Annotated in this window: 20 protein-coding genes; 14 read left to right on the forward strand and 6 right to left on the reverse strand. The window is 43.6% G+C overall.

What is annotated here, in order from left to right; all coding sequences use genetic code 11:
* Positions 1-299 precede the first annotated feature (299 nt).
* From mrcB to purH, 6 genes are all read left to right on the forward strand, one after another.
* Complete coding sequence (mrcB, locus tag AS194_RS03950; RefSeq protein WP_058024174.1) at positions 300-2,804, forward strand: penicillin-binding protein 1B; 2,505 nt, start codon at positions 300-302, stop codon at positions 2,802-2,804.
* Between the two features lie 46 nt (positions 2,805-2,850).
* On the forward strand, positions 2,851-3,663 hold the full coding sequence (locus tag AS194_RS03955; protein WP_058024175.1) for a tetratricopeptide repeat protein: 813 nt from the start codon (positions 2,851-2,853) through the stop codon (positions 3,661-3,663).
* 68 nt (positions 3,664-3,731) lie between these two features.
* Positions 3,732-4,658, forward strand: a complete 927-nt coding sequence (gene prmA, locus AS194_RS03960; protein ID WP_058024176.1) for a 50S ribosomal protein L11 methyltransferase — start codon at positions 3,732-3,734, stop codon at positions 4,656-4,658.
* Positions 4,659-4,817: 159 nt separating this feature from the next.
* Positions 4,818-6,074, forward strand: coding sequence for a DUF3426 domain-containing protein (locus tag AS194_RS03965; RefSeq protein ID WP_058024177.1), 1,257 nt, complete (start codon positions 4,818-4,820; stop codon positions 6,072-6,074).
* A gap of 148 nt (positions 6,075-6,222) precedes the next feature.
* Entirely contained in the window at positions 6,223-6,585 is a 363-nt protein-coding gene (gene fis / locus AS194_RS14015) for a DNA-binding transcriptional regulator Fis (RefSeq protein WP_083328962.1), read from the forward strand.
* A 149-nt stretch (positions 6,586-6,734) separates the two neighbouring features.
* Complete coding sequence (gene purH, locus AS194_RS03975; protein ID WP_058024178.1) at positions 6,735-8,315, forward strand: bifunctional phosphoribosylaminoimidazolecarboxamide formyltransferase/IMP cyclohydrolase; 1,581 nt, start codon at positions 6,735-6,737, stop codon at positions 8,313-8,315.
* Positions 8,316-8,475: 160 nt separating this feature from the next.
* Here the strand turns inward: purH and AS194_RS03980 are convergent, their stop codons facing one another.
* The gene (locus tag AS194_RS03980; protein WP_058024179.1) at positions 8,476-10,350 is read right to left on the reverse strand and encodes a SurA N-terminal domain-containing protein; all 1,875 of its coding nucleotides are present in this window, start codon (positions 10,348-10,350) and stop codon (positions 8,476-8,478) included.
* 337 nt (positions 10,351-10,687) lie between these two features.
* Positions 10,688-11,008, reverse strand: coding sequence for an HU family DNA-binding protein (locus tag AS194_RS03985; protein WP_161808411.1), 321 nt, complete (start codon positions 11,006-11,008; stop codon positions 10,688-10,690).
* Positions 11,009-11,464: 456 nt separating this feature from the next.
* Between AS194_RS03985 and AS194_RS03990 the strand changes: the two genes are divergently transcribed.
* From AS194_RS03990 to fdx, 8 genes are all read left to right on the forward strand, one after another.
* Entirely contained in the window at positions 11,465-12,109 is a 645-nt protein-coding gene (locus tag AS194_RS03990; protein ID WP_058024180.1) for a hypothetical protein, read from the forward strand.
* A 484-nt stretch (positions 12,110-12,593) separates the two neighbouring features.
* Positions 12,594-13,103, forward strand: a complete 510-nt coding sequence (locus AS194_RS03995; RefSeq protein ID WP_058024181.1) for an Rrf2 family transcriptional regulator — start codon at positions 12,594-12,596, stop codon at positions 13,101-13,103.
* The gene (locus AS194_RS04000; protein WP_058024182.1) at positions 13,100-14,326 is read left to right on the forward strand and encodes an IscS subfamily cysteine desulfurase; all 1,227 of its coding nucleotides are present in this window, start codon (positions 13,100-13,102) and stop codon (positions 14,324-14,326) included. The genes AS194_RS03995 and AS194_RS04000 overlap by 4 nt, the downstream gene beginning before the upstream one ends.
* A 168-nt stretch (positions 14,327-14,494) precedes the next feature.
* Positions 14,495-14,905, forward strand: a complete 411-nt coding sequence (gene iscU / locus AS194_RS04005; RefSeq protein WP_058024183.1) for a Fe-S cluster assembly scaffold IscU — start codon at positions 14,495-14,497, stop codon at positions 14,903-14,905.
* 223 nt (positions 14,906-15,128) lie between these two features.
* On the forward strand, positions 15,129-15,449 hold the full coding sequence (gene iscA / locus AS194_RS04010; protein WP_058024184.1) for an iron-sulfur cluster assembly protein IscA: 321 nt from the start codon (positions 15,129-15,131) through the stop codon (positions 15,447-15,449).
* Between the two features lie 137 nt (positions 15,450-15,586).
* A complete protein-coding gene (hscB, locus tag AS194_RS04015; protein ID WP_058024185.1) occupies positions 15,587-16,168 on the forward strand; it encodes a Fe-S protein assembly co-chaperone HscB in 582 nt (193 codons plus the stop codon).
* Between the two features lie 210 nt (positions 16,169-16,378).
* Complete coding sequence (gene hscA / locus AS194_RS04020) at positions 16,379-18,259, forward strand: Fe-S protein assembly chaperone HscA (protein WP_058024186.1); 1,881 nt, start codon at positions 16,379-16,381, stop codon at positions 18,257-18,259.
* An 86-nt stretch (positions 18,260-18,345) separates the two neighbouring features.
* A complete protein-coding gene (gene fdx, locus AS194_RS04025; RefSeq protein WP_058024187.1) occupies positions 18,346-18,684 on the forward strand; it encodes an ISC system 2Fe-2S type ferredoxin in 339 nt (112 codons plus the stop codon).
* A 101-nt stretch (positions 18,685-18,785) separates the two neighbouring features.
* Here the strand turns inward: fdx and AS194_RS04030 are convergent, their stop codons facing one another.
* The 4 genes from AS194_RS04030 to rraA all read right to left on the reverse strand — a co-directional run bounded on the left by AS194_RS04030 (position 18,786) and on the right by rraA (position 25,577).
* On the reverse strand, positions 18,786-20,072 hold the full coding sequence (locus AS194_RS04030; protein WP_227511572.1) for an adenylate/guanylate cyclase domain-containing protein: 1,287 nt from the start codon (positions 20,070-20,072) through the stop codon (positions 18,786-18,788).
* A gap of 472 nt (positions 20,073-20,544) precedes the next feature.
* Entirely contained in the window at positions 20,545-20,976 is a 432-nt protein-coding gene (locus AS194_RS04035) for an HIT domain-containing protein (RefSeq protein ID WP_057759208.1), read from the reverse strand.
* Positions 20,977-21,144: 168 nt separating this feature from the next.
* Positions 21,145-24,855: a transcription-repair coupling factor gene (gene mfd / locus AS194_RS04040; RefSeq protein ID WP_058024189.1), complete on the reverse strand. Its 3,711-nt coding sequence runs from the start codon at positions 24,853-24,855 to the stop codon at positions 21,145-21,147.
* Positions 24,856-25,061: 206 nt separating this feature from the next.
* A complete protein-coding gene (gene rraA / locus AS194_RS04045; RefSeq protein WP_058024219.1) occupies positions 25,062-25,577 on the reverse strand; it encodes a ribonuclease E activity regulator RraA in 516 nt (171 codons plus the stop codon).
* Positions 25,578-25,661: the final 84 nt, after the last annotated feature.

Below are 25,661 nucleotides of genomic sequence, written 5' to 3' on the forward strand. Positions count from 1 at the left end.
TTGATAACAAATGGCTAATAGCAAATAACTAGCAACGGCGGATTCATACAAAATACATCATGGTACTTATCATAGATTGTTATCTTACATGGCGTTTATTAACCCAATTGAAAGATGCTGATACTTGATTACAAGTATCAGTATTTTAGTAGAGATTATACTACAAGCAATCACCCTAGGCAGTACCAATGCTTATGGTCTAATACCAATGAATGCCCTCGCTGACGATGATAGATTGAAAAATTTGTCAATTTGCGTCATTATGAGGCAGTTTTTTATCCAAAAATGGTGCGACATCCGTGCAAAAATCCAATTTTAAGTTACCAAATACCAAGCTATCACCATCATCTAAGCCTGCTATGAATGCCTTACCTTCACAGCAGCGCGGCTTGGTATTTAGTAGTCTTCTCTTAATTACCATCATCGCTGGCATGGTGCTATTTGCACTGTATTTGGTCAAGCTTGATCGCACTATTACCCATAAGTTTGAAGGCAAGCGCTGGGACATTCCAGCTAAAGTGTACTCACAGCCACTTGAGCTATATCAGGGTGCCAATATCGATAGAGATACGATGAAAACGTGGCTAGAGTTGCTTAATTATCAAAGCAACAAGTCTTATGATCGTACTGGCACTTATCATAGATCGGGTAATACTTATTTTATCCATACGCGCGGCTTTACCTATAGCTCAAGCGATATAGATGCTGAGCAAGTCATCAAAATGACCCTTGCTGGCAATAAAGTTGACTCTATTCAAAGCACCTTACCTGCCAAAAGTGGCATCATTCGTCTAGAGCCAGTGAGTATCGGTGGTATCTATCCAGACAGTAACGAAGATCGAATGGTTGTCTCTTTAGATGACGTGCCTCAGCCACTGATTGATGCATTGATTGCCACCGAGGATCGCGCGTTTTATGAGCATAAAGGCGTCTCGATACGCGGTATCGCCCGTGCCGTAATCAATAACTTTACTGGTGGTGCTAGACAAGGTGGCTCGACCATCACCCAGCAGCTGATCAAAAACTTTTACCTCAACTCTGATCGCACCCTCAAACGCAAAGCCAATGAGGCGTTGATGGCGGTACTGCTTGAGCTGCATTATAGTAAAGATGAAATTTTACAGACTTATTTGAACGAAATTTATCTGGGTCAAAACGGCAATCGCTCTATCAATGGTTTTGGTTTGGCCTCACAGTTCTATTTTGATAAACCACTTAACGAGCTGCGTATAGATCAGCAAGCCATGCTAGTTGGTATGGCAAAAGGCCCAAGTATTTACAACCCACGTCGTAATCCAAATGATTCACAAGCTCGTCGTGACGTGGTGCTTGGTAACATGCTCGCAATGGGCACGCTAAGTCAAGAGGACTATGACAAAGCCTTAAAACAGCCGCTCGGTATCGTGGAAAAGCCTGCTGAGGGCAAGAGCCAGTTCCCTGACTTTTTGGACATCGTCAAACGTGAGCTCAATGATGTCTATTACTCTGATGATCTCAAAAATGAAGGTCTAATCATCATTAGTACCCTAGACCCTATTGCCCAGTTGGCAGCAGATAAGGCGGTTGATAGAAAACTTGGCGAACTGCGCCGTAGCGGTAGCAAAACCAAAGACTTACAAGGCGCGCTCGTCAGTGCCAATCCTGAAACTGGCGAATTGGTGTCTGTCGTCGGTAGTGGCAGTGAGTTCACAGGCTTTAACCGCGCCGTCGATGCCAAGCGTCAAGTCGGCTCTTTATTGAAGCCAATCATTTATATGACCGCGCTTGAGAGTGGTCGTTATAACTTAGCAAGCTCGGTGGATGACTCACCTATCACAGTCAATCTGAATGATGGTACCGATTGGAGTCCTAAGAATTATGACAACCGTGATCATGGCTATGTACCACTGACCACAGGACTGTCGCAATCCTATAACCAAGCGGCGGTACGCTTAGGTATGGAATTTGGGGTTGATACTTTTGCCAAACAGCTAAAACGCATGGGGGTTAAAGAAGAAATACCATCCTACCCATCGGCGCTATTAGGGTCTGTCAATCTGAGCCCGATGGACATGTTAGGTATTTACCAAGTCTTTGCGACTGGCGGTTTCCGCACGCCCATTCATAGTATTCGTACGGTGATCGACGATCGTGGCCGGATTTTGCAGCGTACGGGGCTAAACACGCAGCGCAGCATCCCGCCTGAGACCAACTTTTTGACCAACTATGCGCTACAACAAGTGGTGTCAAACGGTAGCGCCAGACGGGCTCAATCACTTGGCAGCAATCTGAATCTCGCCGGCAAAACGGGCACGACAAACGACTACCGTGATGCTTGGTTTGCAGGCTACAGTGGCAACTACGTCAGTGTTGTTTGGGTCGGTCGTGATGACAACAAGCCCATTGGCTTGAGTGGTGGTACTGGTGCTCTACCGGTTTGGGTCGATTATATGAAACGCCTCAAACTCACTCCAGTGGCGCTACCAGAGCCAGAAGGTATCGAATGGTTGTGGCTCGAGAACAACTCAGGCAAGCTGTCTAACGAACGTTGTGCCAATGCTCGCTACTTACCTGTCATGTCAGCACATTTACCAGAGGAAGCCAGTAGCTGCGCGCTTAGCTTGTATCAACAAGATCGTGCTCGCGAGCAATCTCAATTCCAAAATCAGCAGAGCGCGATCAATGAGCAACGTCGTCGCGAAGGTTTAGATATCCCAAATGGTGAAGCGGTTGATGCTGGTGATTCAGAGGACAGTAATGGACAAAGTAATGAAGGTCAAAATCGTGCTGACACATGGTATGACCGTGCTATTGAATGGTTTTAACATTGTTTTTAATATGTAGCGTCTGATATTTAAAAAAGGTCTCAATATGGTCTCATTTCTACAGCAGTCTGCCTCTGTGACACAAACAATGTCTTGGTGGCAGAAAAAATTTGCGTCAGTGAATGCTCTAGTTGTAGGTGGCATTGTTTGTAGTATGCTAAGCCTCAGCGCATGCCAGACTGCGCCAGATAGCTCAGCTGCGATGAAAACAACGCCTATTCAAACAACCCCATCATCACAGCCGCCAGTGACATCGACCACCACTGTGACTCAGGCACCCATCGTTGAAGCAGATGATGAGAACGAATACCCTATTGAGCCTTATACTCCACCCGAAAAGCTCGAGTCGCCGAAACCATTGACACAAGAAACGCCTGTATTTGAGCCACCTACTCCAGTGGTGACAGAGCCTAATCTGGGTATTGCCATACCATCGCGCAATGCCTATATCATCTCTGAGCCCTCAGCACCGTCACACAATGATCTACTGGAACAGGCAAGAAAAAACTCACAGCAACGCTCTCAACAACCAGCAAGCAATAACAGTAACTTGCCTGCATTTCGTAACTTGATGCAGGTAGGCGTTAATCAACTGAAATCAGGACAATTAACGAATGCTGAAAACAGCTTTACCCGTGCACAGCGCTTGGCCCCCAAGTCGTCTGCCGTATATTTTTATCTGGCGCAAGTGGCATTGAAAAAGAACCAACCTCGTAAGGCAGAAGCGATGGCACGTCGTGGCCTTAGTGTTTCTCAAAATGCCAGTCGTAGACGAGCGCTGTGGCAAATCATTTTACAATCAGGGCAAGCTCAAGGTAACTCACGCGTCGTTAGTGAAGCAAGACGAGCTTTACGCTAATAACCGCTCACTACAGTTATCATTTATCCAAAACATACATTTATTTTTTTTAGCTTAGGGTTATCGTTATGGCATGGCAACAACTGCATTTACAATGTGAAAAATCAAACGTCGATTTGGCTGAAGCGCTTTTATTAGAAGCTGGCGCACTATCTATTGCCTTAGATGATGCAGGTGATCAGCCTTTGTTTGAACCACTTCCCGGTGAGTCACCGCTATGGGATGAAGTCATACTGACAGGGCTATTTGATGCCACTACTGATGATGGTAGCCGTCAGGCTGTTGAGCAGCTTAGTCATGAAATTGCCGCACAAGTACAGGCTACTCGTATCTGGCTAACGGCTGTTGATGACAAGGATTGGGAGCGCGAATGGATGAGTAACTACCATCCTATCGAATGCGCTAATGACTTGTGGATTGTGCCAGACTGGCTCACACCGCCCAATCCAGAGGCAACCAATATCATTATGGATCCAGGCTTAGCTTTCGGTACTGGCTATCATGCCACGACTCGTCTTTGTCTTGACTGGTTAACAGAGCAAGACCTGACAGATAAAGTGGTCATCGACTATGGCTGCGGCTCAGGTATTTTGGGTATCGCCGCTCTATTATTAGGTGCACGCCAAGTGTATGCAGTCGATATCGATCCACAAGCTGTACTCGCAACCAATCAAAATGCGTTACGCAATCATGTCGGTGACCGTCTGCAAGCGTTCTTGCCCGAAGAGTTCACAGATTACTGCTCACAACATGATGTTTTGCCTGTAGAAGTGATTGTCGCCAATATTTTGGCCAAACCCTTAATTGGCTTAGCACCTTACTTTTCGACATTGATTGCATCGAAAGGTCGCATCGTATTGGCAGGTTTAATCGAGTCACAGACTGAACAAGTCATGGAAGCTTATCAACCCTATTTTGCACTCGATCCAAAGCATGCCTTTACCGCGCAAGAGGACCAGCATTGGCAGCGTTTATCTGGTACATTTACTAGCTAGCAACATTTAATTACATCTGTTACGATAGAGGGCAGTCAAACGTCACAGGTTTGGCGCCACTCTGTCGTTGCTCATGATTTATAGAATTTCAAAAAGCATGGTAGCTGTTGGTGAGTGGCTAAGCGGTATAGATAACCATACTTTTTTGGATTCGACCCTATGACCACCCCAATGAAAACCCAGTGCCCTCATTGCCAAGCTTGCTTTAAAGTGCAACAGAATCAACTAAATAAAGCCAATGCTACTATTAACTGTACTCAGTGCCAAAAAAGTTTTTCGGTCAATCAACACCTTATCGTAACCCCTGACACCTCCAACAGCTCCTCCACTCAACATACTGCTACAGCACATCAAAATGCGCAATCCAAGCTGAGTAATCGACCTGAAAGCTCCACCAATAGTCGTAATCAAGCATCTAATATATCAAATACTGCAAAGTCCTCACTCCATAAAAAACGTTCAGCTGATATATTGATTCATGATGACTTAATCTATGATGATATGGATATCGATGAGCCAGAAGACAGCATTGTAGAATACGACTCACTAGACAGCATGGATGCTTGGTTGACGCAAGTGAGCGATACCAATGCTGCGACGGCAACTGACAACTCGACAAACACATTTTCTAAAACCAATAATAAAAGCCAAGAGCAATTTGTAGCATCCCCTACCGAGCATACTACAACAGAACATTCATCAATGGCTCAAGAAGTACTGAGCTCAACTGCTGCCAATGACATTCATGCGAGCATCAACGACACAGCTGATAACTCATGGCTAGAAGCACTTCTTGAGGAACAGAATAAACGCGAAGCCAAATCAGTAGATAGCACAGATTTATCACAACTACTCATAGATATGGGTGTGCCTCTTAGGGACGAAGAAAATTCTGTTACAGAACGTGCAAACAAGGCACAAGCACAGTTTGCGCCAACAGCCACAACACATTCAATTGCATCTATTCTCTGGATACTTGGATGCTTAGTATTAGCACTATTGCTTGCCGCGCAGTATGTTATGTTTAACCTAGAGACGTTAGTCAAAAACCCTGCCAATGCGCAGCGCCTCCAAACGGTATGCTCTATTGCGGCATGTAGCTTACCAAGCGCTGATCTGACAGCTTTGACTATTACCAATCCAAGTCATCGATCAAGTCAAATTAAAACCACAGGTACATTTAGCGATATCAGCGCGATATTGAACAACCAAAGCACAAAAGCACAGCTCTATCCAAATATAAAAGTCAGCGTTTATGGGACAGACAACCTCATTGGAGAGTTTATAGCAGCGCCTAACGACTATTTATTGGGTAAGCCAAGCCAGCTAGCTGCTAGTAATAACAGACAACTACTATTTACCATACCCGTTGACAATGCACAAATTCGCGAAATTACGATGACACCACTTTATTGAATGCTATTTTTAGCAATAGAATGAGCCTGACATATCGCTGACTTTAAGATAGCCGTCAATCTGTCAGCGCTAGACGATATTAATTTGATATACTATTATTCTGACATCTTATGGTTTGACTCTTTTTTCATTTCAAGGATATTATCTTATGGCACCTCATGCACAGCATCATGCCCATCATTTTGCTAAGAGCTCTGAGCATCCTGCCGACTATAATAAAGAAGATCATCACCATGTCGCTCACGATGTTGAGTTCCCGTTAGAAAGTGCTGCGAGTAGCGCACAGCAGCCTTTGCGTGTACATGTTGAGCGCGTCGTTCGCCAGTATTTCGCTATGCTAGGTGATGAGATGCCTACCGACTTGTACGAGCTTATCTTAAAGCAAGTCGAAGAGCCTCTATTGTCAGTAGTTCTAGAGAAAACTCGCGGCAATCAAACCAAGTGTGCACAAATCTTAGGCCTCAATCGTGGCACTTTACGCAAAAAACTCAAAACTTACGACTTAATGTAGCACTGCTATATGAGCTCACCCATTATTACTAATCATCATGCATGGCAATTGAATGTGCATAGCTTTATCTATCGCGATATAGTCTACCGTTGTTGCCATCATCACCTTGCCAGACGTTTACGTCAGGCTTTTTTTATGGAAGATTTTTTATGAGTACAACCCCACTTGCCCTACTCTCGGTCTCTGATAAATCCAATATCGTTGAGTTTGCTCAAGGCCTTATCAAAGCAGGTTTTGGCTTACTCTCTACTGGCGGTACTTATCGATTACTTACAGAAAATAATGTCGCTGTGACGGAAGTGTCTGACTATACGGGCTTTCCTGAGATGATGGATGGCCGTGTAAAGACCCTGCACCCTAAAATTCACGGTGGTATCTTGGGACGTCGTGGTACAGACGATGCTGTCATGAATGAGCACGCAATCGAGCGTATTGACTTGGTTGTGGTAAATTTATATCCGTTTGCTGAGACGATTGCGCGTGCTGACGTGACGATGAACGATGCTATCGAAAATATCGATATTGGTGGTCCTACCATGGTACGCTCAGCAGCAAAGAACCACGCCCATGTCGGCATCGTAACCGATCCAGCTGATTATGACCGTGTACTGGCTGCTTTAGATGGTGGCACTGAGTTGACAACAGCTCTACGTTACGATTTGGCAGTGAAGGCCTTTGAGCATACTGCGCAGTACGATGGTATGATTGCCAACTTCCTAGGCAGCCGTGTCAATGAGACGCAAGAGCCAGAAAACTTCCCACGCACATTTAATGTACAACTAGAAAAAGCGCAAGATCTTCGCTATGGCGAAAACCCACATCAAAACGCTGCTTTCTATACTGAAAATCATCCACTAAAAAGCCAGCAAGCTTCTATTGCAACGGCTAAACAACTGCAAGGTAAGGCGCTATCATACAATAATATCGCTGATACTGACGCAGCCCTTGAGTGTGTTAAAGCTTTTAGTGCACCAGCTTGCGTTATCGTTAAGCATGCCAATCCTTGCGGTGTCGCGGTAGATAATGACCAAGTAGCTGCTTATCGCACTGCTTTTAGCACTGATCCTGAGTCATCTTTTGGCGGTATCATTGCATTCAACCGTCCACTGACGCTTGCTGCTGCAAAAGCCATTATCGATAATCAATTTGTAGAAGTCATCATTGCGCCTAGCATTGAAGACGGTGTGCTTGAAGCGACTGCTACTAAGAAAAACGTACGCGTATTAGTATGTGGTGAACTACCAGTACCAGGTCAGCGTGATAGTCAGCTTGATTACAAACGCGTCAATGGCGGCCTACTCGTACAAGAGCAAGACCTTGGTTTGATTACGGCAAACGATCTAAAAATCGTCACTGACGTACAACCAACTGAAGCGCAAGTGGCAGATCTGTTGTTCAGCTGGAATGTGGCAAAATATGTCAAATCGAATGCCATTGTCTATGCCAAAGGTCAACGTACTATCGGTGTTGGCGCGGGTCAAATGAGCCGTGTTAACTCAGCGCGTATCGCTGCTATCAAAGCAGAGCATGCTGGACTGGCCACTGAAGGTGCCGTTATGGCCTCAGATGCGTTCTTCCCATTCCGTGATGGCATCGATAATGCTGCTGAAGTAGGTATCTCTGCTATCATTCAGCCAGGTGGCTCTATGCGTGATGATGAGACCATTGCAGCCGCTAATGAGCACGGTATTGCGATGGTATTCACTGGCATGCGTCATTTCCGCCACTAAATGCTCCTATAGCATGTTGCAAACTGGCATGAATAGCACTACTTATATTTAACACTGCTATTCATGTCTAGCTTATCTGATGAACAATATAAAAAAGCCACTGTAGTCATACAGTGGCTTTTTTGCGTTTAACAATTAAGAGTAACTATACAGCAAACGCTTAGCGCCCTTGTGCATTTGCCATGTTGGCTTCGTTAATCTCAACTTGATAGACCATACGTAGATAATCTAAGTAGTCCTGCAGCTGGTCTTGACCTAAGTTGTCACGAATGATGCTGGCCGTTTGCGCTCTTTGCATATCAGATAGTGGTGACTGCTGCTCAGTCTTGATGCGATCACCAACCAATAGCGTTGCACCTGCCTCAGTTTCACTAGCGAGCGCGACTACGCCATCATTAGCAGCTTGCTTGCTAAAGGCCAATCCACGCTCTTTATCAGTCAGCAACGTTGTTTGACGATTGATCTCACCCAAAGCTTGCAAGCTTACCGATTGCTTAGCAATATCAGCTGGCGTTTTGATACCAGCAGCGACAGCTTTCGCTTCTTTTAGCGCCAAAGCTGTGGCTTTTTGCTGACGCAATATCTGAGTGATTCTTGGCGTTGCATTAGATAAGCTTAGTGTGGTCGTAGGACGATAGTTGCTTGGCTGTACCCATACCGTACCGTTACCAACTTCTATACCTGCCGTCACGGCCTGATCTTGAATCGTAAATTCGTCAAAGGCCTGTTTGATCACTGCTGGTTGCGATAATACTGATTTGTTGTTTTCTTTACGGTAATCTTTGATACGTTTTAGCGTCACATTCTCTTGCTGCGCAATATCTTCGATACTAAAGCCATCTGCTGCCAAATCATTAATCGAGGTTACTTTATCCGCGTAGACTTCTTGACGCTTGTATTCTTTTGCCTTAGCAGTCAGCTCTGCACGCATACTATCGAGACTTGGAATCTTTTTGCCATTATCTTCGGTGACTGTGAATATCTGATAGCCAAAGCTGGTCTTGATAGGGGCTGTCACATCTCCAACGCTCAAGCCTTCTAGTGCTTTTTCAACGGCATCGGCGTCACCACCAAATACTGACGGATTAAAGCGACCAATGTCACCGCCTGTTTCTCCTGAAGGATCATCCGATTCTGCTTTGGCCACAGCAGCAAAAGACTCGCCTTTAGCCAAGCGAGCTTTAACTTTATCTGCTCTTGCCTTAGCATCATCACCTGTTAACAGAATTTGACTCACTCTACGCTCATCATCAGCAGCTAGACCTTGCTTATACGCTTCGTACTGCTGCTGCAACTCTTCTGTTGTCACATCATCGACTTTGATGGTCTGAGGGCTAAGCTGAAGATAAGCCAAGTTGACCATTGCCGCGCTTTTTAAGGTGTCTTTATTGGCATCATAATATGATTGAATATCATTTTTGCTCAGTTTGACCTGATCAGCATAGTCCTGCCAATCAAAACGATGTACCCAGACGTTGCGTGATTCTAGTTGCAAGTCGATCAATTGGCTAACTGCCTGCATTGGATAGACGGCTGTACCAACGATACTAGCATTCAACTGATCCAAGCTTAACTGATTGCGAAACTCTGCAAACAGCTGATTTTTGGTCATGCCACGCTGACGCAAAAAGTTTGCAAACTGATCGTTAGAAAAGTTTCCATCAGCATCTTTGAATATGTCTTCTTCACGCAGCAAACGATTGATCGTGTCATCAGAGACTGTCATGCCAAGCTTACCTGCTTGCTGCTCTAGTAATGTACGATCAATCAGACCTTTTAGTACCTGCTCGTGCAGTACATCTTCATTCAATAAACTGGCATCATCAACTTGCTCTAATATTTCGCTACGACGGTTATTGACGGCAGTCTGATACTCGGACAACCCTACGCTTGCCTCACCCACCTGAGCGATTTGGTTGGGATCAACCCCGCCGCCAAAATAGCTTTCGACACCCAATAGAGCCAGTGGCGATAGGCATAAAATCAATAAAATGCGACCTGGCCAGCTTTTTAAGAAATCGCGCAATTTATCCATAGTTATCTCTGCTTTATTAACCTATATTGATGAAAAACCATTGTAATACTGTTAGGAGCTGTTGAGTGCGACCTGCTAATATCAATGCTATTTAAGCCGGCAATGGTAAGAGGAAGAACGTGTACATTTTATTAGGGGAAATAAGGTTCAGTGACAATACCTTATTTAAACAACGCATCTATCGCGCGCCCTATGATACGTGATTTTTCGTATATACTCAAAATATTCACGTTGTATGAGATAAACTATAGCGACAAAAAAAGCACCTAATATTTAGGTGCTTTTTCGGTACTTAGCTTATGACATCAGCCAAAGCGACCATCTACCATGGAGCGGCTTAGTTCAAACGCTCTTTTAGGTTTTTACCAGCTTTGAAGCTTGGTACTTTGCTTGCAGGGATGCTTAGCTCTTCACCAGTCTTAGGGTTACGGCCGGTACGTGCTTTGCGGTCTTTTACGCTAAAAGTACCGAAACCAACCAAAGAGATGCTATCGCCAGCTTCTAAAGCTTCGCCAACACTTTCCATAACAGCATTCAAAGCATCACCAGCTTGAGTCTTATTTAGACCACTTTTGTCTGCGATGCTATCAATTAATTCTGACTTATTCATAAAATTTCCTTCAAGTTTAAGGGGGTAATAAACGCTCACGCCAAGCATTGTAACGCTCTCGTGGTACTTACGCAATAAAAACTACCTGACTGGCGTATTAACAGGTTTCGCTTTGTTATCGTCTTTATATCAAGGCAGCATAAGGAGTGCAAGCGATTTTACATCTTTTTGTGCCATCAACTACGTATTTGACACCCAATGTTACGCAAAACATCTGCAACCTATATACAGGCAAACTGTCCTCATTCAAACAATGAATCAACTTATTTGTTTATTCTTTAAAACAGTTGTCAGTTGGTGTCTGTGCATTACCAGTCATAAATTTTGGTGTCTTTATCGACTGCTAGATTGTACTGTAATAATTTTACCACTGACAGAAACTAGCGTTACTTTTTATTATAAAGGCGTTACTATAAGCAAAATATCACTGCAAGTTTCGGGTAAAAATAAACTTAAGTTTATTATATAACTTTGATTTGCTAAATAAAAAAATGGATTATTTACATGAAGCGTTCTACGTTGTCTCACTCTCTTCTTAATATTATTCTGGTGTTCATCGAGTCGGCGCTGACACTATTGTTACGTTTGGATCCTGAACTACGTAAAGCCGCTTATCCACTTGCCAAGCAAGGTACGGTCGTAGCGTTGCGCTTATATTTGCCTCATGTTGAGGTTTTTGCCACCTTTAGTACCAAAGGCGTACTCTTGGATGCCGAGTTGCCTGTTGGTCGTAGCGAACCTGATGTCGTTATCAATGCTTATAGCATTCAAGTGATTAATGCCATCACCACTCACGATAGAGAGACGACCGAAAAATTACAGATGCGCGGTGAATCTGTTCAAGTACAGCTGGTCAAACAATTCATTATGCAGCTTGGTCTCGGCAGCTTAATCCAAGGTCTAATTAGAAAGATAAAAGGTGGTAAAGGTAAAACCAAACCGACCGATGCTGAAATGGCGGAAAAGAAAGATCATTATAAAGAGCGTATCAAAGAACAACAGACCCAAATCAACACATTAACCATCAAGAACCGCGAACTTGAAACCACAGTTAAAGAGCTACAGAGTAAGCAAAAGACCTTTATGATTATAACTGTGGTGGCGCTGGTCGTTATGATTGGCTCAGTCATCGCACTGTTGATGAGCTGATTTTAATCGAACTTAGCTTTTATCAATTGATTTTTACCAAACTATGATTTCAGATATAAATGAGCGTACAGTGCCTATTGAAGGTAATGGACGCTCATTTTTTCTCTAGATTGTTACATTCTGGCTTGTTCGATATTGCTACAATTTACGTTTAAATCATACATTAGCCAATATCGAAGTGTTAAAAATAAGATATCTCTCCCCGCTCATACATACATCCCGAACACCATTGTTTTTATCAATCATAGCGATAATCTCGATTAACCATTTAACCACACTTTAATCTTGACTAAATTACTCAGGATTAAGTATAATTGACCTAATCGTTGCACACATCGGGTTAACCATCTGTTGTTTAATAACGATAAGACACAACTTGAACGGATATGATTGACAGCTTTTATATTGATCTATTATTGACTGCATCTATCCCTTTCCAAGATCGTTATTAAATAAAAATGACATAAAAGTTTGGAGATAACACATGCGTTTAACTACTCGAGGCAGATATGCCGTTACTGCTTTACTAGACTTGGCATTACAGACCAGTCAACAAGAGAGCGCAGTATCTCTATCTGATATCGCTAAACGGCAGTCAATTTCTATCTCCTACCTCGAACAGTTATTCTCCAAGCTACGCAAACGTGGCCTTGTGACCAGTATTCGCGGTGCAGCTGGTGGTTATAACCTAGCCAAGCCATTGAACGAGATAGATGTGATGAGCATCATATCTGCTGTCGATGAATCCGTTAATGCGATGCAGTGTGAAGGACGCGGTGACTGTCAAGGTGGTACAATGTGCCTGACCCATGACTTATGGTGTGCACTATCAAATCATATTGAACAGTACTTGAAAAATATAACATTAGCGCAATTATTAGATATGGAAAATGTGCAGTCAGTATCAGAACGTCAGCACAACTCTACAAAAGATATTTCCATAAAAGACATCAATACCATTACTCTATCGAACAGCGAGGCAAACCCAGCATGAGCCAACATAACAACCTTATATACTTAGATTATGCCGCCACCACACCAGTTGCCAAATCAGTAGCGGCTAAGATGAGCGAATATCTGACAGTAGATGGCATCTTTGGTAATCCAGCCTCGCGCTCGCACGGCTATGGCTGGCAAGCAGAAGAAGCCGTAGAAACTGCTCGCGGACAAGTTGCTGAAGTCATCAATGCTGACCCACGCGAAATCGTCTTTACTTCTGGTGCAACTGAATCTGACAACCTAGCCATTAAAGGCGCAGCTCACTTTTATCAGTCTCGTGGTAAACACATCATCACCAGCAAAATTGAGCACAAAGCCGTGCTAGATACGTGCCGTGAGCTTGAGCAAGAAGGTTTTGAAATTACGTATCTTGAGCCGCAACCAAGCACAGGGCTTATCTTGCCAGAGCAAGTGAAAGAAGCGCTACGTGAGGATACAATTTTGGTATCGCTTATGATGGTAAATAACGAGCTTGGTACGATCACAGATGTGGCGGCCATTGGTGAAATCACTCGTGAAGCGGGTGTGGTTTTCCATGTTGATGGTGCACAGTCTGTTGGTAAAGTAAAAATCAATCTTGAAGAGATGAAGATTGATTTGATGAGCTTTTCAGGCCATAAAGCCTATGGTCCTAAAGGTATCGGTGCCTTATTTGTTCGCCGTAAGCCACGTATTCGTTTAAGAGCAGAGCAACACGGCGGTGGTCATGAGCGCGGTATGCGTTCAGGTACATTGCCTACGCATCAGATCGTTGGTCTTGGCGCAGCATTTGCTCTAGCCAATGAGAGCTTTGAAGCAGATCATGCCCATGTTGCAAAATTGCGTCAAAAACTCTGGGATGGTCTACAAGATATCGAAGAGATCTACCTAAACGGCGATCTTGAGAACAGCGTACCAAACATTGTGAACATCAGCTTTAACTTTGTTGAAGGCGAGTCATTGATGATGTCGCTAAAAGACTTAGCGGTATCATCAGGGTCAGCCTGTACATCAGCGACGCTTGAGCCATCATATGTACTACGTGCTATCGGTCGCCCAGACGAATTGGCGCATAGCTCAATCCGCTTTAGCTTTGGTCGTTATACGACTGAAGAAGACATCGACACTGTTATCAAGCAGCTGCATGAAGCTGTTGATAAACTACGTGCCCTATCGCCACTTTGGGATATGTACCAAGAAGGTGTTGATTTGAATTCAGTCGAATGGGCTGAGCACTAAAATCGAGCACAGACAGTAATACAGTTTCAAATATATTTATTAAACGATTGATCAGACAATTATAAATCCAGTTTTTATTAACTAAATGTTTGACCCCAATTATCGATGAGTAGTTAGATATTTAAAGTCAATACGCGACTACTCATCATCTAACTAGGAGAAAACCCCATGGCCTATAGTGACCAAGTTATCGATCATTACGAAAACCCACGCAACGTTGGTAATCTTGACAAAAACGCCAAAAACGTTGGTACCGGTATGGTCGGTGCCCCAGCCTGTGGCGATGTAATGCGCCTACAAATCCAAGTCGATGATAACGGTATTATCGAAGATGCACGCTTTAAAACTTATGGCTGTGGTTCAGCAATTGCTTCAAGCTCGCTCGTTACTGAGTGGCTAAAAGGCAAGAGCTTGGATCAAGCTGGCGAAATCAAAAACAACGATATCGCTAAAGAACTAGCGTTACCACCAGTAAAAGTGCATTGCTCTGTACTTGCAGAAGATGCCATTAAAGCCGCTATTAGCGACTATAAAGGTAAGCATGGCGTAGCAGCAGCGGCAGAAGAAGCCACTATCTAAACCAAACCTACTAGCGTCTGCGCTGTGTTTTGTTAGCAATGCTAAAGTAGTAATACATCAAATGGTTACTAACGCTAAAAAGGTGACAATGACACTTATGTAATTGTCACCTTTTATTTTCTAAAAACTATTAGCATATTATTTTGGCAAACTCGTAATTTCGCTTGCCAGTTTACATAGTTTATTTATTGATATTTACGATTAATAGTCAATGGGAGTTGGCATGATTGAAATGACAGAACGCGCCGCTCAGCATGTTCGAGACTTTTTGGACAATCGCGGCAAAGGTGAAGGTATTCGAGTTGGTATCCGTACAGCGGGTTGCTCAGGCCTTGCTTATGTTTTAGAGTTTGTAGATATACCTGATGAAAATGACACGCGCTATGAAAGCCGCGGCGTTAGCATTTTTATTGATCCTAAAAGCTTGGTCTATTTAGATGGCCTGTTGATGGATTATGAAAAAGAAGGTCTAAACGAAGGTTTCAAGTTCACTAACCCTAATCAAAAAGGTGAATGTGGCTGCGGTGAGTCTTTTACTGTTTAATGGTTCAATCAACTGACTTTTTTAGGTTTATGCACCCGTTGTGATGAATCAATACAAAAGATATAAATGCACTAATATATTTAGCTGAAGCACCACATTAAAACTTTAAAAACAAATAAAAAAGCAAGGCGTAAGATATGACAGACACGATTCCAGAAACACAATTTGATAACTTCTTTGCCCTATTTGAGCAACCTGTACAATTTGAAGTCAATCAAGACAGTCTCGATCAGCATCTACGTCTGCTACAAAAACGCTATCATCCTGATAATGTCGCAAAGAATTTAACAGATACCAAGCAAGCAAAGCAGCAATCGGAGCAATATTCTGCCATCATCAATCAAGCCTACCAAACATTGAGTGCACCTGATAGCCGTGCTGGTTACCTACTAGGTATGGCCGATCAAGCACAAAATCTAGAACACTCCATCGCAGACTTGGATTTTTTAGAAGACGCGATGGAAATACGTATGGATTTAGATGACGCTATTGTAGGCAAAGACCTTTTAGCCTTGCAGCAGCTACATCCTCAGATTACATCGCGCTTGGCAAACCAGTCTCAGCGTTTTGAGACTGCTTACCAAGAGCAAGATTGGCCAACGGCGATTGATGCGACACAGAAATTGAAGTTTTTGGTCAAATTGAATGCTGATGTTACAACGGGGCTTGATGAAGTCGCCACTGCTGCACATTCAGATGACGATGACCTATACGTCTAGAGAGCTGTGCATGATGTATCTTATTTGAAAGCTATATTCTAAATATTTGGTTAAATTAGTATCAACTATACCGTATAATCTCTGACTTTGAGCATGCTTAACTGCCAAATTTCTCTATGTTTAGAATAAAAGGATAGCGGTTAAGCAGTCATACTGAACATGCCATATTTGCCTCATTACACTTATTCATTTTATCTCTGAGTTATTCTTATGTCTTTAATGCAAATTGCCGAACCCAATCAAAGCGCTCAACCTCATCAACATCGTTTTGGCCTAGGTATTGACCTTGGTACGACACGCTCACTGGTCGCTGTAGTACGTTCAGGCAAGGCGCAAGTCTTAGAAGCAGGCGCAGCATCAGATACCTTGTTGCCTTCTGTGGTTTATTATCCAGCGACAGGCAATCCATTGGTCGGCTATGATGCCCTAGCGCATTTAGCAGACGATCCCAAAAATACGATCGTCTCGGCTAAGCGTTTTATGGGTCGTAGCCAAGCAGATATTAAATTCTCGCATCCTTATGAGCTATCTGGTAATACAGATGCTATGCCAGCATTTGTCACGGCTCAAGGTGAAGTGTCACCTGTCGAAGTATCAGCGCGTATATTAGCCGCGCTTGAGCAACGTGCAGCGAGCGCACTGCCTGCAGACAGTATCGAGGGCGCAGTGATTACCGTGCCAGCTTATTTTGATGAGGCACAGCGCCAAGCCACTAAAGATGCTGCGCAAGCCGCTGGTATCAACGTACTTCGTCTATTGAATGAACCAACGGCGGCGGCGGTCGCTTATGGTCTTGACCAATCATCAGAAGACAACAATAAAGAAAACTACTATCTTATTTATGATTTGGGCGGCGGTACTTTTGATGTATCTATTCTGAAGTTGAATGACGGTGTCTTTGAAGTATTGGCAACTGGCGGTAATAGCGCACTGGGCGGCGATGATATTGATCGTCTGATTACCAACTGGATTATTAAACAGTTAAATATAGATCCAAAAGACGTAAGCCTGCATGACAAATCAGTACTCGCACAAGAAGCTAAAGCTTACAAGCAAGCGTTGACTGATGCTGAGCAAGTGGATATCAATGTCACTGTCAATGGTCAGTCATACCAAGATGTATTGCGCCGTGAAGACATCCTTACTATCGTAGAGCCTGTTAGTCGTCGCACGTTAAGCGTATGTGAACAAGTCCTGCGTGATGCCAAGCTAACGGCTAAAGAGTTAGACGAGGTGATCTTAGTCGGTGGCTCAACACGTATGCCTGCCATACAACAAGTCGTGACTGAGTTTTTTGCCAAGCAGCCTCTTTGCCGTCTGAATCCAGATGAGGTTGTTGCCTTAGGCGCTGCCCAGACTGCTCACCAATTGGTGAATGGCGATAGTGACAATAATTTATTGTTGTTAGACGTGACACCATTATCATTAGGTCTTGAGACCATGGGTGGTTTGGTTGAAGTACTCATCTCACGCAATACGCCTATCCCTGTCAAAAAACGTCAAGTGTTTACCACCTATCAAGATGGTCAAACAGGCATGGTGATTCATGTGGTACAAGGTGAGCGCGAAACAGTAGAAAACTGTCGCTCACTCGGCCGCTTTGAGCTGTACGGTATTCCGCCAATGAAAGCTGGGTTTGCTCGTATCGAGGTCACCTTTAGCATCGATGCCAATGGTCAGCTGACTGTTAGTGCACAAGAAACCACGACCAAGACAGAAAGCAAGATCGAGATCGTGCCTTCTTATGGTTTGTCTGATGAGCAAAAAGAGCAGTTGCTTGTTGCCGGATTTAAACATGCAGAGGAAGATAAAAACGCACGCTCTTTAATCGAAACAAAAGTAGAAGCCGAGCGTGAAGTGTTGGCTCTAGAATCTGCACTCAATGAGTTTTCAGCACTGCTTTCTTCTGATGAGCAGCACACTTTAGCGGAGCACATACAAGCCCTGCGTTCTGCTCTTAGCACTAATGACTTGGCACTTATCGAAGCACAGCAAGCACAGCTTAAGCCGCATAGTGATGCCTTTGCTGCTCGCATTATGAATCAAAGCGTTAAAACCAGCATGGCAGGTACCAACGCACAAGATTGGTAAAATCCATACTCAAAATGATAGCTTAGTTATGATACTAAGCTACTTTATCTTATTTTTTAGATTGATTAGCATTGGACAAATAATTTATGCCAAAAGTTACCGTACTACCCCATCACGAAATCTGCCCAGAGGGCGCAGAAGTTGAGCTACAAGCTGGTCAGAATTTGTGCAAAGCGTTGTTAGAAAAAGGCATCAAAATCGAGCATGCCTGTGAGATGTCAAAAGCTTGTACTACTTGTCACGTTGTCGTACGCAAAGGGTTCAATAGTCTAGATGAGATGGATGATGTAGAAGCTGATCTACTTGATCGTGCTTGGGGCTTAGAGCCTGACTCACGTCTGTCTTGTCAGGTCATGCTTGATGATGAAGATCTAACCATCGAGGTTCCAAAATACACATTGAATCATGCAAAAGAAAATCATTAATATGATCAGTACAAACTACTTATAAGTTACAAAAAAGCCAGCTATTAAAATATAATAGCTGGTTTTTTTATACTCAATATTTCACGATATGACTTCCCAAATCATGACTTTTTGTTAGCACTATGACGTTTGCTTTTTTCAGCGATGTTCTGTGCCAATTTTTCTTCTTCTTGTTCGATACGCTCAAGCGCAAAGTTTAGACGACTCCTGATATCTTGATAGTCATTGTCTTTCATGTCTTTAAAATTTAGATGCAAGTTAAACCCTGGCAAGGTGTGATCTACCCATTTAGACAAATGACCTTTATTAGCATCAGGGTCAAGTACTTGCCATGCATTTACCTTGTCATCAAAGCCTTTTAGCTGAAGCGCTCCAACATGTTGACACTCATAGTTATGGCAAACATAATCATAAGTGCTTTCACTGACCAATATCTCATCTTTGCCAGCATTCGATTCGAGTCTTGACGCTAGATTAGCCTCTTTACCAATCAGTGTATAACTAAGACGATTATTGCTACCAAAATTACCCACGTGGCAATAACCAGTTGTGATACCAATACGTATATACAACCCCTCAAACCCCATCAGCCGCCATTTTTGACGCAATGTACGCATCTCGCGGCGCATATCTATCGCCATTGCCACGCAATCAAGAGCATCTTGGCGTGGGCCATTACTGGCGGGCTCACCAAAAAAGCACACCATGCCATCACCAATAAATTTATCAAGTACAGCACCATGTCTGTCAGCAATCAACGTCATGCAATGCATATAAGTGTTCAAAATATCAGCTAAGTTGTCAGCGCTCAGACTATCAGACAGATCGGTAAAGCCCACAATATCTGAAAACATAATAGTCAGCTTAGCACGTTTATTCGACACACTAACAGGGCTATTAGATCTAACAATTGGTTCCCAAATTTGCGGTGGTACAAAGCGAGTCAACTTATTGATGACCGACACCATGGTACTCAACCGTCCTCCTGCTTTAGAGGCACTTTCTTTATAGCCGATATACTCTTGATAAGTACTGCGAAACTGATACAAAATAACTATCATGCTTGCTAACAATACGGTGGGCGGTACCCAGCCTTCATCACAGTTCAACCCTTCGTTGTCTAGTATTGTACTGACATAATAAAAGACAATAGATGTCACCAATGCTACAGTAAATAATCTTAGAGCGTTATCAACCCCACTAACAATCATACGTACGCCGATTAAGGCTACCAAACTGAGCGATATCACCGTACAAAACTGTATTGACCCAATGACGACCGCAAATAAAATAACGACCATATTAGACGTCCAAAGACTGGCTTCGCGTCGGTAGTTATAAATCAGAATCAGCAAACTGGGTAGGAGAATGACAACCAATAATGCCATTGAAGTGGGACGAAAATCATAATGCAGGGCGAGTAATATGACAGTGAGTATTAAAACAAAGACTTCCGGATAGTCGAATTGACAGATTCCACTACCCTTTGACGACAGCTTTGGCTTTAATGTCTCTGTAAAAAGCATATTAGATTTCACTTAAGTAAGATAGGCTATCAGAGAGATAAAGATATATAAGAATAGTACACGCAAATCAGTTATCTTAATGATAAGTTATTACAAAAATATATTATACTTTTTAAATCAGGTGAACCCTAGGTCAGTGGTAGCTAAAAAAATACCATTTATCATTTATCTAGGTCATAAATTTTCTGGATAAACAACTGACAATGTTTGATTATTACAGAAAAAAGCCAGATATGACGAGTATCTGGCTTTTTTCTGTCGCAATAGTTTATGAAAGATTCTTCATAAATAATGCTTTATAGATGAGGTAAAGCAATTCAAAGTTAAAAACGGATTACATCTGCCAATCAAAAGGCATTTGATGATGACCACGTAGCGCCATCATTAACGTCTGCTGCATTTGTGCCAAGACTTCTTTGGTATAAGGAACCGCAGGAACTCCCCATACTGGATTTGGCCATTGCATATCATTTTGATAACGAACAATATGATGAAAATGAAGCTGCGGGACTTGATTACCAAGCGCGGCCACATTCATTTTATCTGCTTGAAAGGTTTTGGCTAGCTGACTCGATAACCAGCTTGACTCACGCAAGAACTGCGTTTGGTCTGCCTCAGACAACTCATAAAGCTCTTTGATACCCGATACGCGCGGTACTAATATCAGCCAAGGGAATTGACAGTCATTGATCAAACGACAAGTAGATAATGGAAAATCACCCACTAAGAAACTATCAGCAGCAAGTTTATGATGAAGTTGGAACATAATGACGGTTCTCTTGTTGTTTAATGCAAATAAAAGTACGTAAAAAATATCGAAGAAGAAGCAATCCGGTTATTTTATCAGTTATCCCTGCGATAAAATAGCACCATACACTATTGCATTTGTGTTGATTGTCTTAGCAACCCCGATGATAGCTTTCACCGATTGAATCTAGGCAGCTTCTGTCACCATATGCTCACTAAAATAACGTAAAAGATCTTGGATAACAGAGACTCGCTGTTGAGGCGTTGCCAACTTCTCGCTATGTTGATAACGAATACCAGATGCCCCATTCATACGATAATGCTGCCCATCTGACTGAATCAGCTTAATAATCGCCAAGGCATCGACGGGGGTATCTGGTGCAAACTCCAACGTCATACTACTGCTATTGGCATCGATTTTGTTGATCTTCAGCGGTTCTGCTTGCAAGCGCAGTCCATGAATGGCAAATAGCTGCTTGGTCTGGTCTGGCAATGCACCGAAACGGTCTATCATTTCGGTACGAATATCCGTCAACGCTTCTTTATCATCTGTATTGCTTATACGTTTGTAAAACAATAGGCGCTGATGTACGTCATGTAGATAGTCTTCTGGAATAAGAGCAGAGCTATGCAAGTTAATCTCACTGGTTAGCGATAGTGGCGTATTCAAGTCAGGCTCTTTACCGGCCTTAATCGCCTTAGTTGCACGCTCCAGCATATCCATATATAAGCTAAAGCCAATCGCCTGCATATTACCACTTTGCTGCTTACCCAGTATCTCACCTGCACCGCGAATCTCTAGATCTTCACTCGCCAGCATAAAACCTGCGCCGAGTGTATTGGCGCGTTCAATTGCATGTAGACGACGCTTGGCATCGCCTTTGAGACCTTTGAGAGAAGGCACCAATAGGTAACAATATGCCTGATGATGACTTCGACCTACTCGGCCTCGTAGCTGATGCAGTTGCGCCAGACCAAACTTATCCGCACGCTCAATGATAATAGTATTGGCATTTGGTACGTCGATACCTGTCTCAATAATAGTAGAGCACACCAACACGTTGAATTTTTTATGATAAAACTGCTGCATGATTTGCTCAAGCTGACGCTCTTGCATCTGCCCATGGGCGACCCCTACTCGCGCTTCTGGTACGAGGTCACGAATGGTCTCTGCCATACGCTCAATACTAGCCACATCATTGTGGAGCAGATAAACCTGCCCGCCGCGCAACAGCTCACGCAAGATAGCTTCTTTCATCAAGGCATCTGTCTTTTGCATGACAAAGGTTTTAATAGCCAACCGGCGTGCAGGCGGTGTGGCAATGATTGACATATCACGCATGCCTGAGAGCGCCATATTAAGCGTTCTAGGGATAGGCGTCGCGGTCATAGACATACTGTCTACATCTGTCTGAATCGCCTTGATACGTTCCTTATGACGCACCCCAAAACGGTGCTCCTCATCGACAATCATTAGCCCAAGGTTTGCAAACTTTACGTCAGGCTGCAATAGTTTATGAGTACCGATCACGATATCGACTTTGCCATCAGCCAAGTCCGTCAAGACCATGTCTTGATGCTTTTTACCACCAAAGCGAGACAGGCTCTCAATACGCACTGGCCAATCAGCAAATCGATCGCGGAAATTGTCTTCGTGCTGTCCTGCGAGCAATGTGGTGGGCACTAATACAGCAACTTGATAGCCAGCACTGACGGCAATAAAGGCCGCTCGCATCGCTACTTCTGTTTTACCAAAGCCAACATCACCGCAAATAAGGCGATCCATTGGCTGGTTTTGTCTCATATCTTCCATAACCGCATGAATGGCATTGGCTTGGTCAGCGGTCTCTTCAAACGCAAACTGACTGGCAAACAGCTCGTATTGTGACGGATCTATTTTAAAATGAATACCAACTTTGGCCTCACGACGCGCTTGCATATTGAGCAGCTCTGCGGCAACATCGTGAATTTGCTCCAAGGCCTTTTGCTTGGCTCTATCCCATTTGCCACTGCCGATCTTATGTAATGGCGCTAACGCTGGATCGCCGCCACTATAGCGACTGATCATTTGTAGATTGGCGACTGGCACATAGATACTGGCATCATCGTCATATTTTAAATGAATGAACTCTTGCTCACCATCGCCCACATCTAGCGTGATTAGACCGTTATAACGACCAATACCATGCTCGATATGAACGACTGGGCTGCCATCTGTTATCTCAGTGACGCTCTTAACCAAGAACTCTTCTGATACACCGCTTTGGCGACGACGACGCGTCTGTAAGACTTGACGACCAAACAGCTGCGTCTCACTAATCAACACCAAACGCTCAGGCACGTATACGCCGCGCTCAATCGGTGCCACAGTCAGACCGACATGTGGTAGTCGAGCATTATTCATAGCGCTCGTCTTATCTGCTGCTAAAAACGCTTCAAAGCTATCATATGCTTTGATATCAATCTTACCCTTAAACAGCTCAATGAGAATTTCACGGCGACCTGCGGTTTCTGCAACAATTAGTACAGGCGTTGCTGTTTGTTGTTGAACGTTTAAAAAGTCGAGCAATTCAGTTAATGGCTCAGACTTCTGATGATTGACTGCCAGCTCTGGCGGTTCTTCGGCGCTTAATGTCACCAAGCCTTGCTGCTTAGTAGGCGTTAATGGCAGTTGCGGCTGAGATGAATCTTTACCTTCTTTTGCTACAACGTCATTCATTGTAGCCAGCTCATCGCGTGCGCTTAGTATCACTCGTGGATAGTGATTTAGTTGTTCATTAAGCGCGTTGGATAATAAGTATAAGAGCGCAGGTTCGACGATAGGCTTATCAATATCATGTCGACGTTCTTCATAGCGGCGCTGGATTTGTGACCAATAATCTGCCTGTTTTTCGTTAATCAGCTCATCTGTGATAAACAACGCATCGCTTGGCAAATAAGAAAACAATGTACTTTCTTCTTGCCAATCTTTTAAGTCAAAAAATAGTGGCTGATAATACTCCAGTCCGCTACTCGCGATACCTGCCATTACATCTTTATGCAACTCAGACTTGCGGCTACTGGCATTAGGGAACATCGCCGCAAAATTCGTGCGAAATGTCTCTCGCCCTTCATCCAGCGGAAACTCCTTTGCTGGTAATATTTGGAACTGTTCGATAGGTTTAGAGATATCTGGCAATTTGTGCAGCAGCGACAGTGACTCTTTGCCCATGCTGGTATCATTGCCTGTCAACATCGCCTTGAGATCATCAGCGGTCAACGTGCGCTGGGTTTGCGGATGAAAAAAACGAATTGTCTCAATTTCATCGTCAAATAAGTCTAAACGCAGCGGAAAAGGCTGACCCATAGCAAAGATATCGATAATGCTGCCACGTACAGCGAACTCACCGGGCTCAAAGACATTATCAACCGCTCTATAACCCGCCTTTGCCAAAAGCCCACGTTGCGTATTGATATCGAATCGATCACCAACGCTCAAATCAAAATGCTGTCCGATCAACCAACTGGGCGGTGCGACGCGTTGCATCAATGTCTGTATTGAGATGAGTAGCACGCCTGATCTCGGCATATCTGTCAATAGATTGATGCGTTCACTAACGATGTCTTGATGCGGAGACAGCTCATCATATGTCAGTGTCTCCCAGTCAGGAAACACGTAGGCATCCACACCGCAAAATGCCAGCTCGGTCTCTATCTGATTGAGCTGATTTTGGTCACGTGCCACTACGACCTTTAGGCGCTTGGCAACATTCCACATAGGCGTTTGAAACAAGCTTGCCAGCCACAAACTGCTAACAGCACCATGGACAGGCGCAAGCCAACGCCGCTCGGCATTTTGGATGGGGAACAACTGCTGGTTAATAGGATCAAACGCGTCAGTCAAAGCAGTGATAGGCATAAAGAATAGGATCACAGTTAAGGAGTCAGAAAGCTATTATACGAATATTTGAGCAATTACCAAAACTTATGCCGTAACGGTTTGTCACGTAAAAGTTCACTCATTCATGATCGAGGATTGATAACGATTATTAAGCTTTAACTATCATCACATAAAAAACCCCAACTGATAAGCTGAGGTTCTCATTCACACTGGTTAAACCAAGTTCAAATTAACGGTTTATCACTAGCGATAATGCCATTGTTGTCAGCATAGACAAACATTCCCGAGTTCAATGTCAAATCACCAAAGCGGATTTCGATATCCGTTTGACCTTCATCACGGCGAGTTGATTTGCGCGGGATGCAACCAAGTGCCATCACACCAAGATCCATCGCTGCTATGTCATCAACATCTCGGACACAGCCATATACGATAACACCCGCCCAGCCATTGTCGATGGCCGACTGTGCAATCATATCGCCGAGCAAGGCACAGCGCATAGAGCCGCCACCATCGACGACCAACACCTTACCATTGCCAGCTTTGTCTTTGCCATCACTATTCAATAGTGATTTGACGCGGCTATTGTCTTCAAAGCACTTCACCGTCACGATTTCACCGCAGAATTTATCTTTTGCGCCAAAACGACGAAATGCCTTACCTTCAATATTTGGTAGACATACTTGCGACTCAGGATTGGCGTCTAGTAAATCACATGTGACAAAGTTCTCTTTATTCATCTCCATCGTTTCTACTCCTTATTATAAGTGATTAAGCTGCTTGATCTTGTAATACATGGTCATACTTGGCTGTAGTCTTGACTC

It is taken from the genome of Psychrobacter piscatorii (genome assembly GCF_001444505.1).
Lineage (GTDB): Bacteria > Pseudomonadota > Gammaproteobacteria > Pseudomonadales > Moraxellaceae > Psychrobacter > Psychrobacter piscatorii_B.

Excerpts from the sequence above, each read along its gene's own strand:
- AS194_RS03955 (WP_058024175.1), top strand. The coding sequence starts at position 2,851 with ATGGTCTCATTTCTACAGCAGTCTGCCTCTGTGACACAAACAATGTCT.
- AS194_RS03995 (WP_058024181.1), top strand. The coding sequence starts at position 12,594 with ATGCGTTTAACTACTCGAGGCAGATATGCCGTTACTGCTTTACTAGAC.
- AS194_RS04030 (WP_227511572.1), bottom strand. The coding sequence starts at position 20,072 with ATGGCATTATTGGTTGTCATTCTCCTACCCAGTTTGCTGATTCTGATT.
- AS194_RS04035 (WP_057759208.1), bottom strand. The coding sequence starts at position 20,976 with ATGTTCCAACTTCATCATAAACTTGCTGCTGATAGTTTCTTAGTGGGT.
- AS194_RS03990 (WP_058024180.1), top strand. The coding sequence starts at position 11,465 with ATGAAGCGTTCTACGTTGTCTCACTCTCTTCTTAATATTATTCTGGTG.
- purH (WP_058024178.1), top strand. The coding sequence starts at position 6,735 with ATGAGTACAACCCCACTTGCCCTACTCTCGGTCTCTGATAAATCCAAT.
- AS194_RS03980 (WP_058024179.1), bottom strand. The coding sequence starts at position 10,350 with ATGGATAAATTGCGCGATTTCTTAAAAAGCTGGCCAGGTCGCATTTTA.
- hscA (WP_058024186.1), top strand. The coding sequence starts at position 16,379 with ATGTCTTTAATGCAAATTGCCGAACCCAATCAAAGCGCTCAACCTCAT.
- rraA (WP_058024219.1), bottom strand. The coding sequence starts at position 25,577 with ATGAATAAAGAGAACTTTGTCACATGTGATTTACTAGACGCCAATCCT.
- AS194_RS03965 (WP_058024177.1), top strand. The coding sequence starts at position 4,818 with ATGACCACCCCAATGAAAACCCAGTGCCCTCATTGCCAAGCTTGCTTT.
- fdx (WP_058024187.1), top strand. The coding sequence starts at position 18,346 with ATGCCAAAAGTTACCGTACTACCCCATCACGAAATCTGCCCAGAGGGC.
- mfd (WP_058024189.1), bottom strand. The coding sequence starts at position 24,855 with ATGCCTATCACTGCTTTGACTGACGCGTTTGATCCTATTAACCAGCAG.
- iscA (WP_058024184.1), top strand. The coding sequence starts at position 15,129 with ATGATTGAAATGACAGAACGCGCCGCTCAGCATGTTCGAGACTTTTTG.
- prmA (WP_058024176.1), top strand. The coding sequence starts at position 3,732 with ATGGCATGGCAACAACTGCATTTACAATGTGAAAAATCAAACGTCGAT.
- AS194_RS03985 (WP_161808411.1), bottom strand. The coding sequence starts at position 11,008 with ATGCTTGGCGTGAGCGTTTATTACCCCCTTAAACTTGAAGGAAATTTT.
- iscU (WP_058024183.1), top strand. The coding sequence starts at position 14,495 with ATGGCCTATAGTGACCAAGTTATCGATCATTACGAAAACCCACGCAAC.
- hscB (WP_058024185.1), top strand. The coding sequence starts at position 15,587 with ATGACAGACACGATTCCAGAAACACAATTTGATAACTTCTTTGCCCTA.
- AS194_RS04000 (WP_058024182.1), top strand. The coding sequence starts at position 13,100 with ATGAGCCAACATAACAACCTTATATACTTAGATTATGCCGCCACCACA.
- fis (WP_083328962.1), top strand. The coding sequence starts at position 6,223 with ATGGCACCTCATGCACAGCATCATGCCCATCATTTTGCTAAGAGCTCT.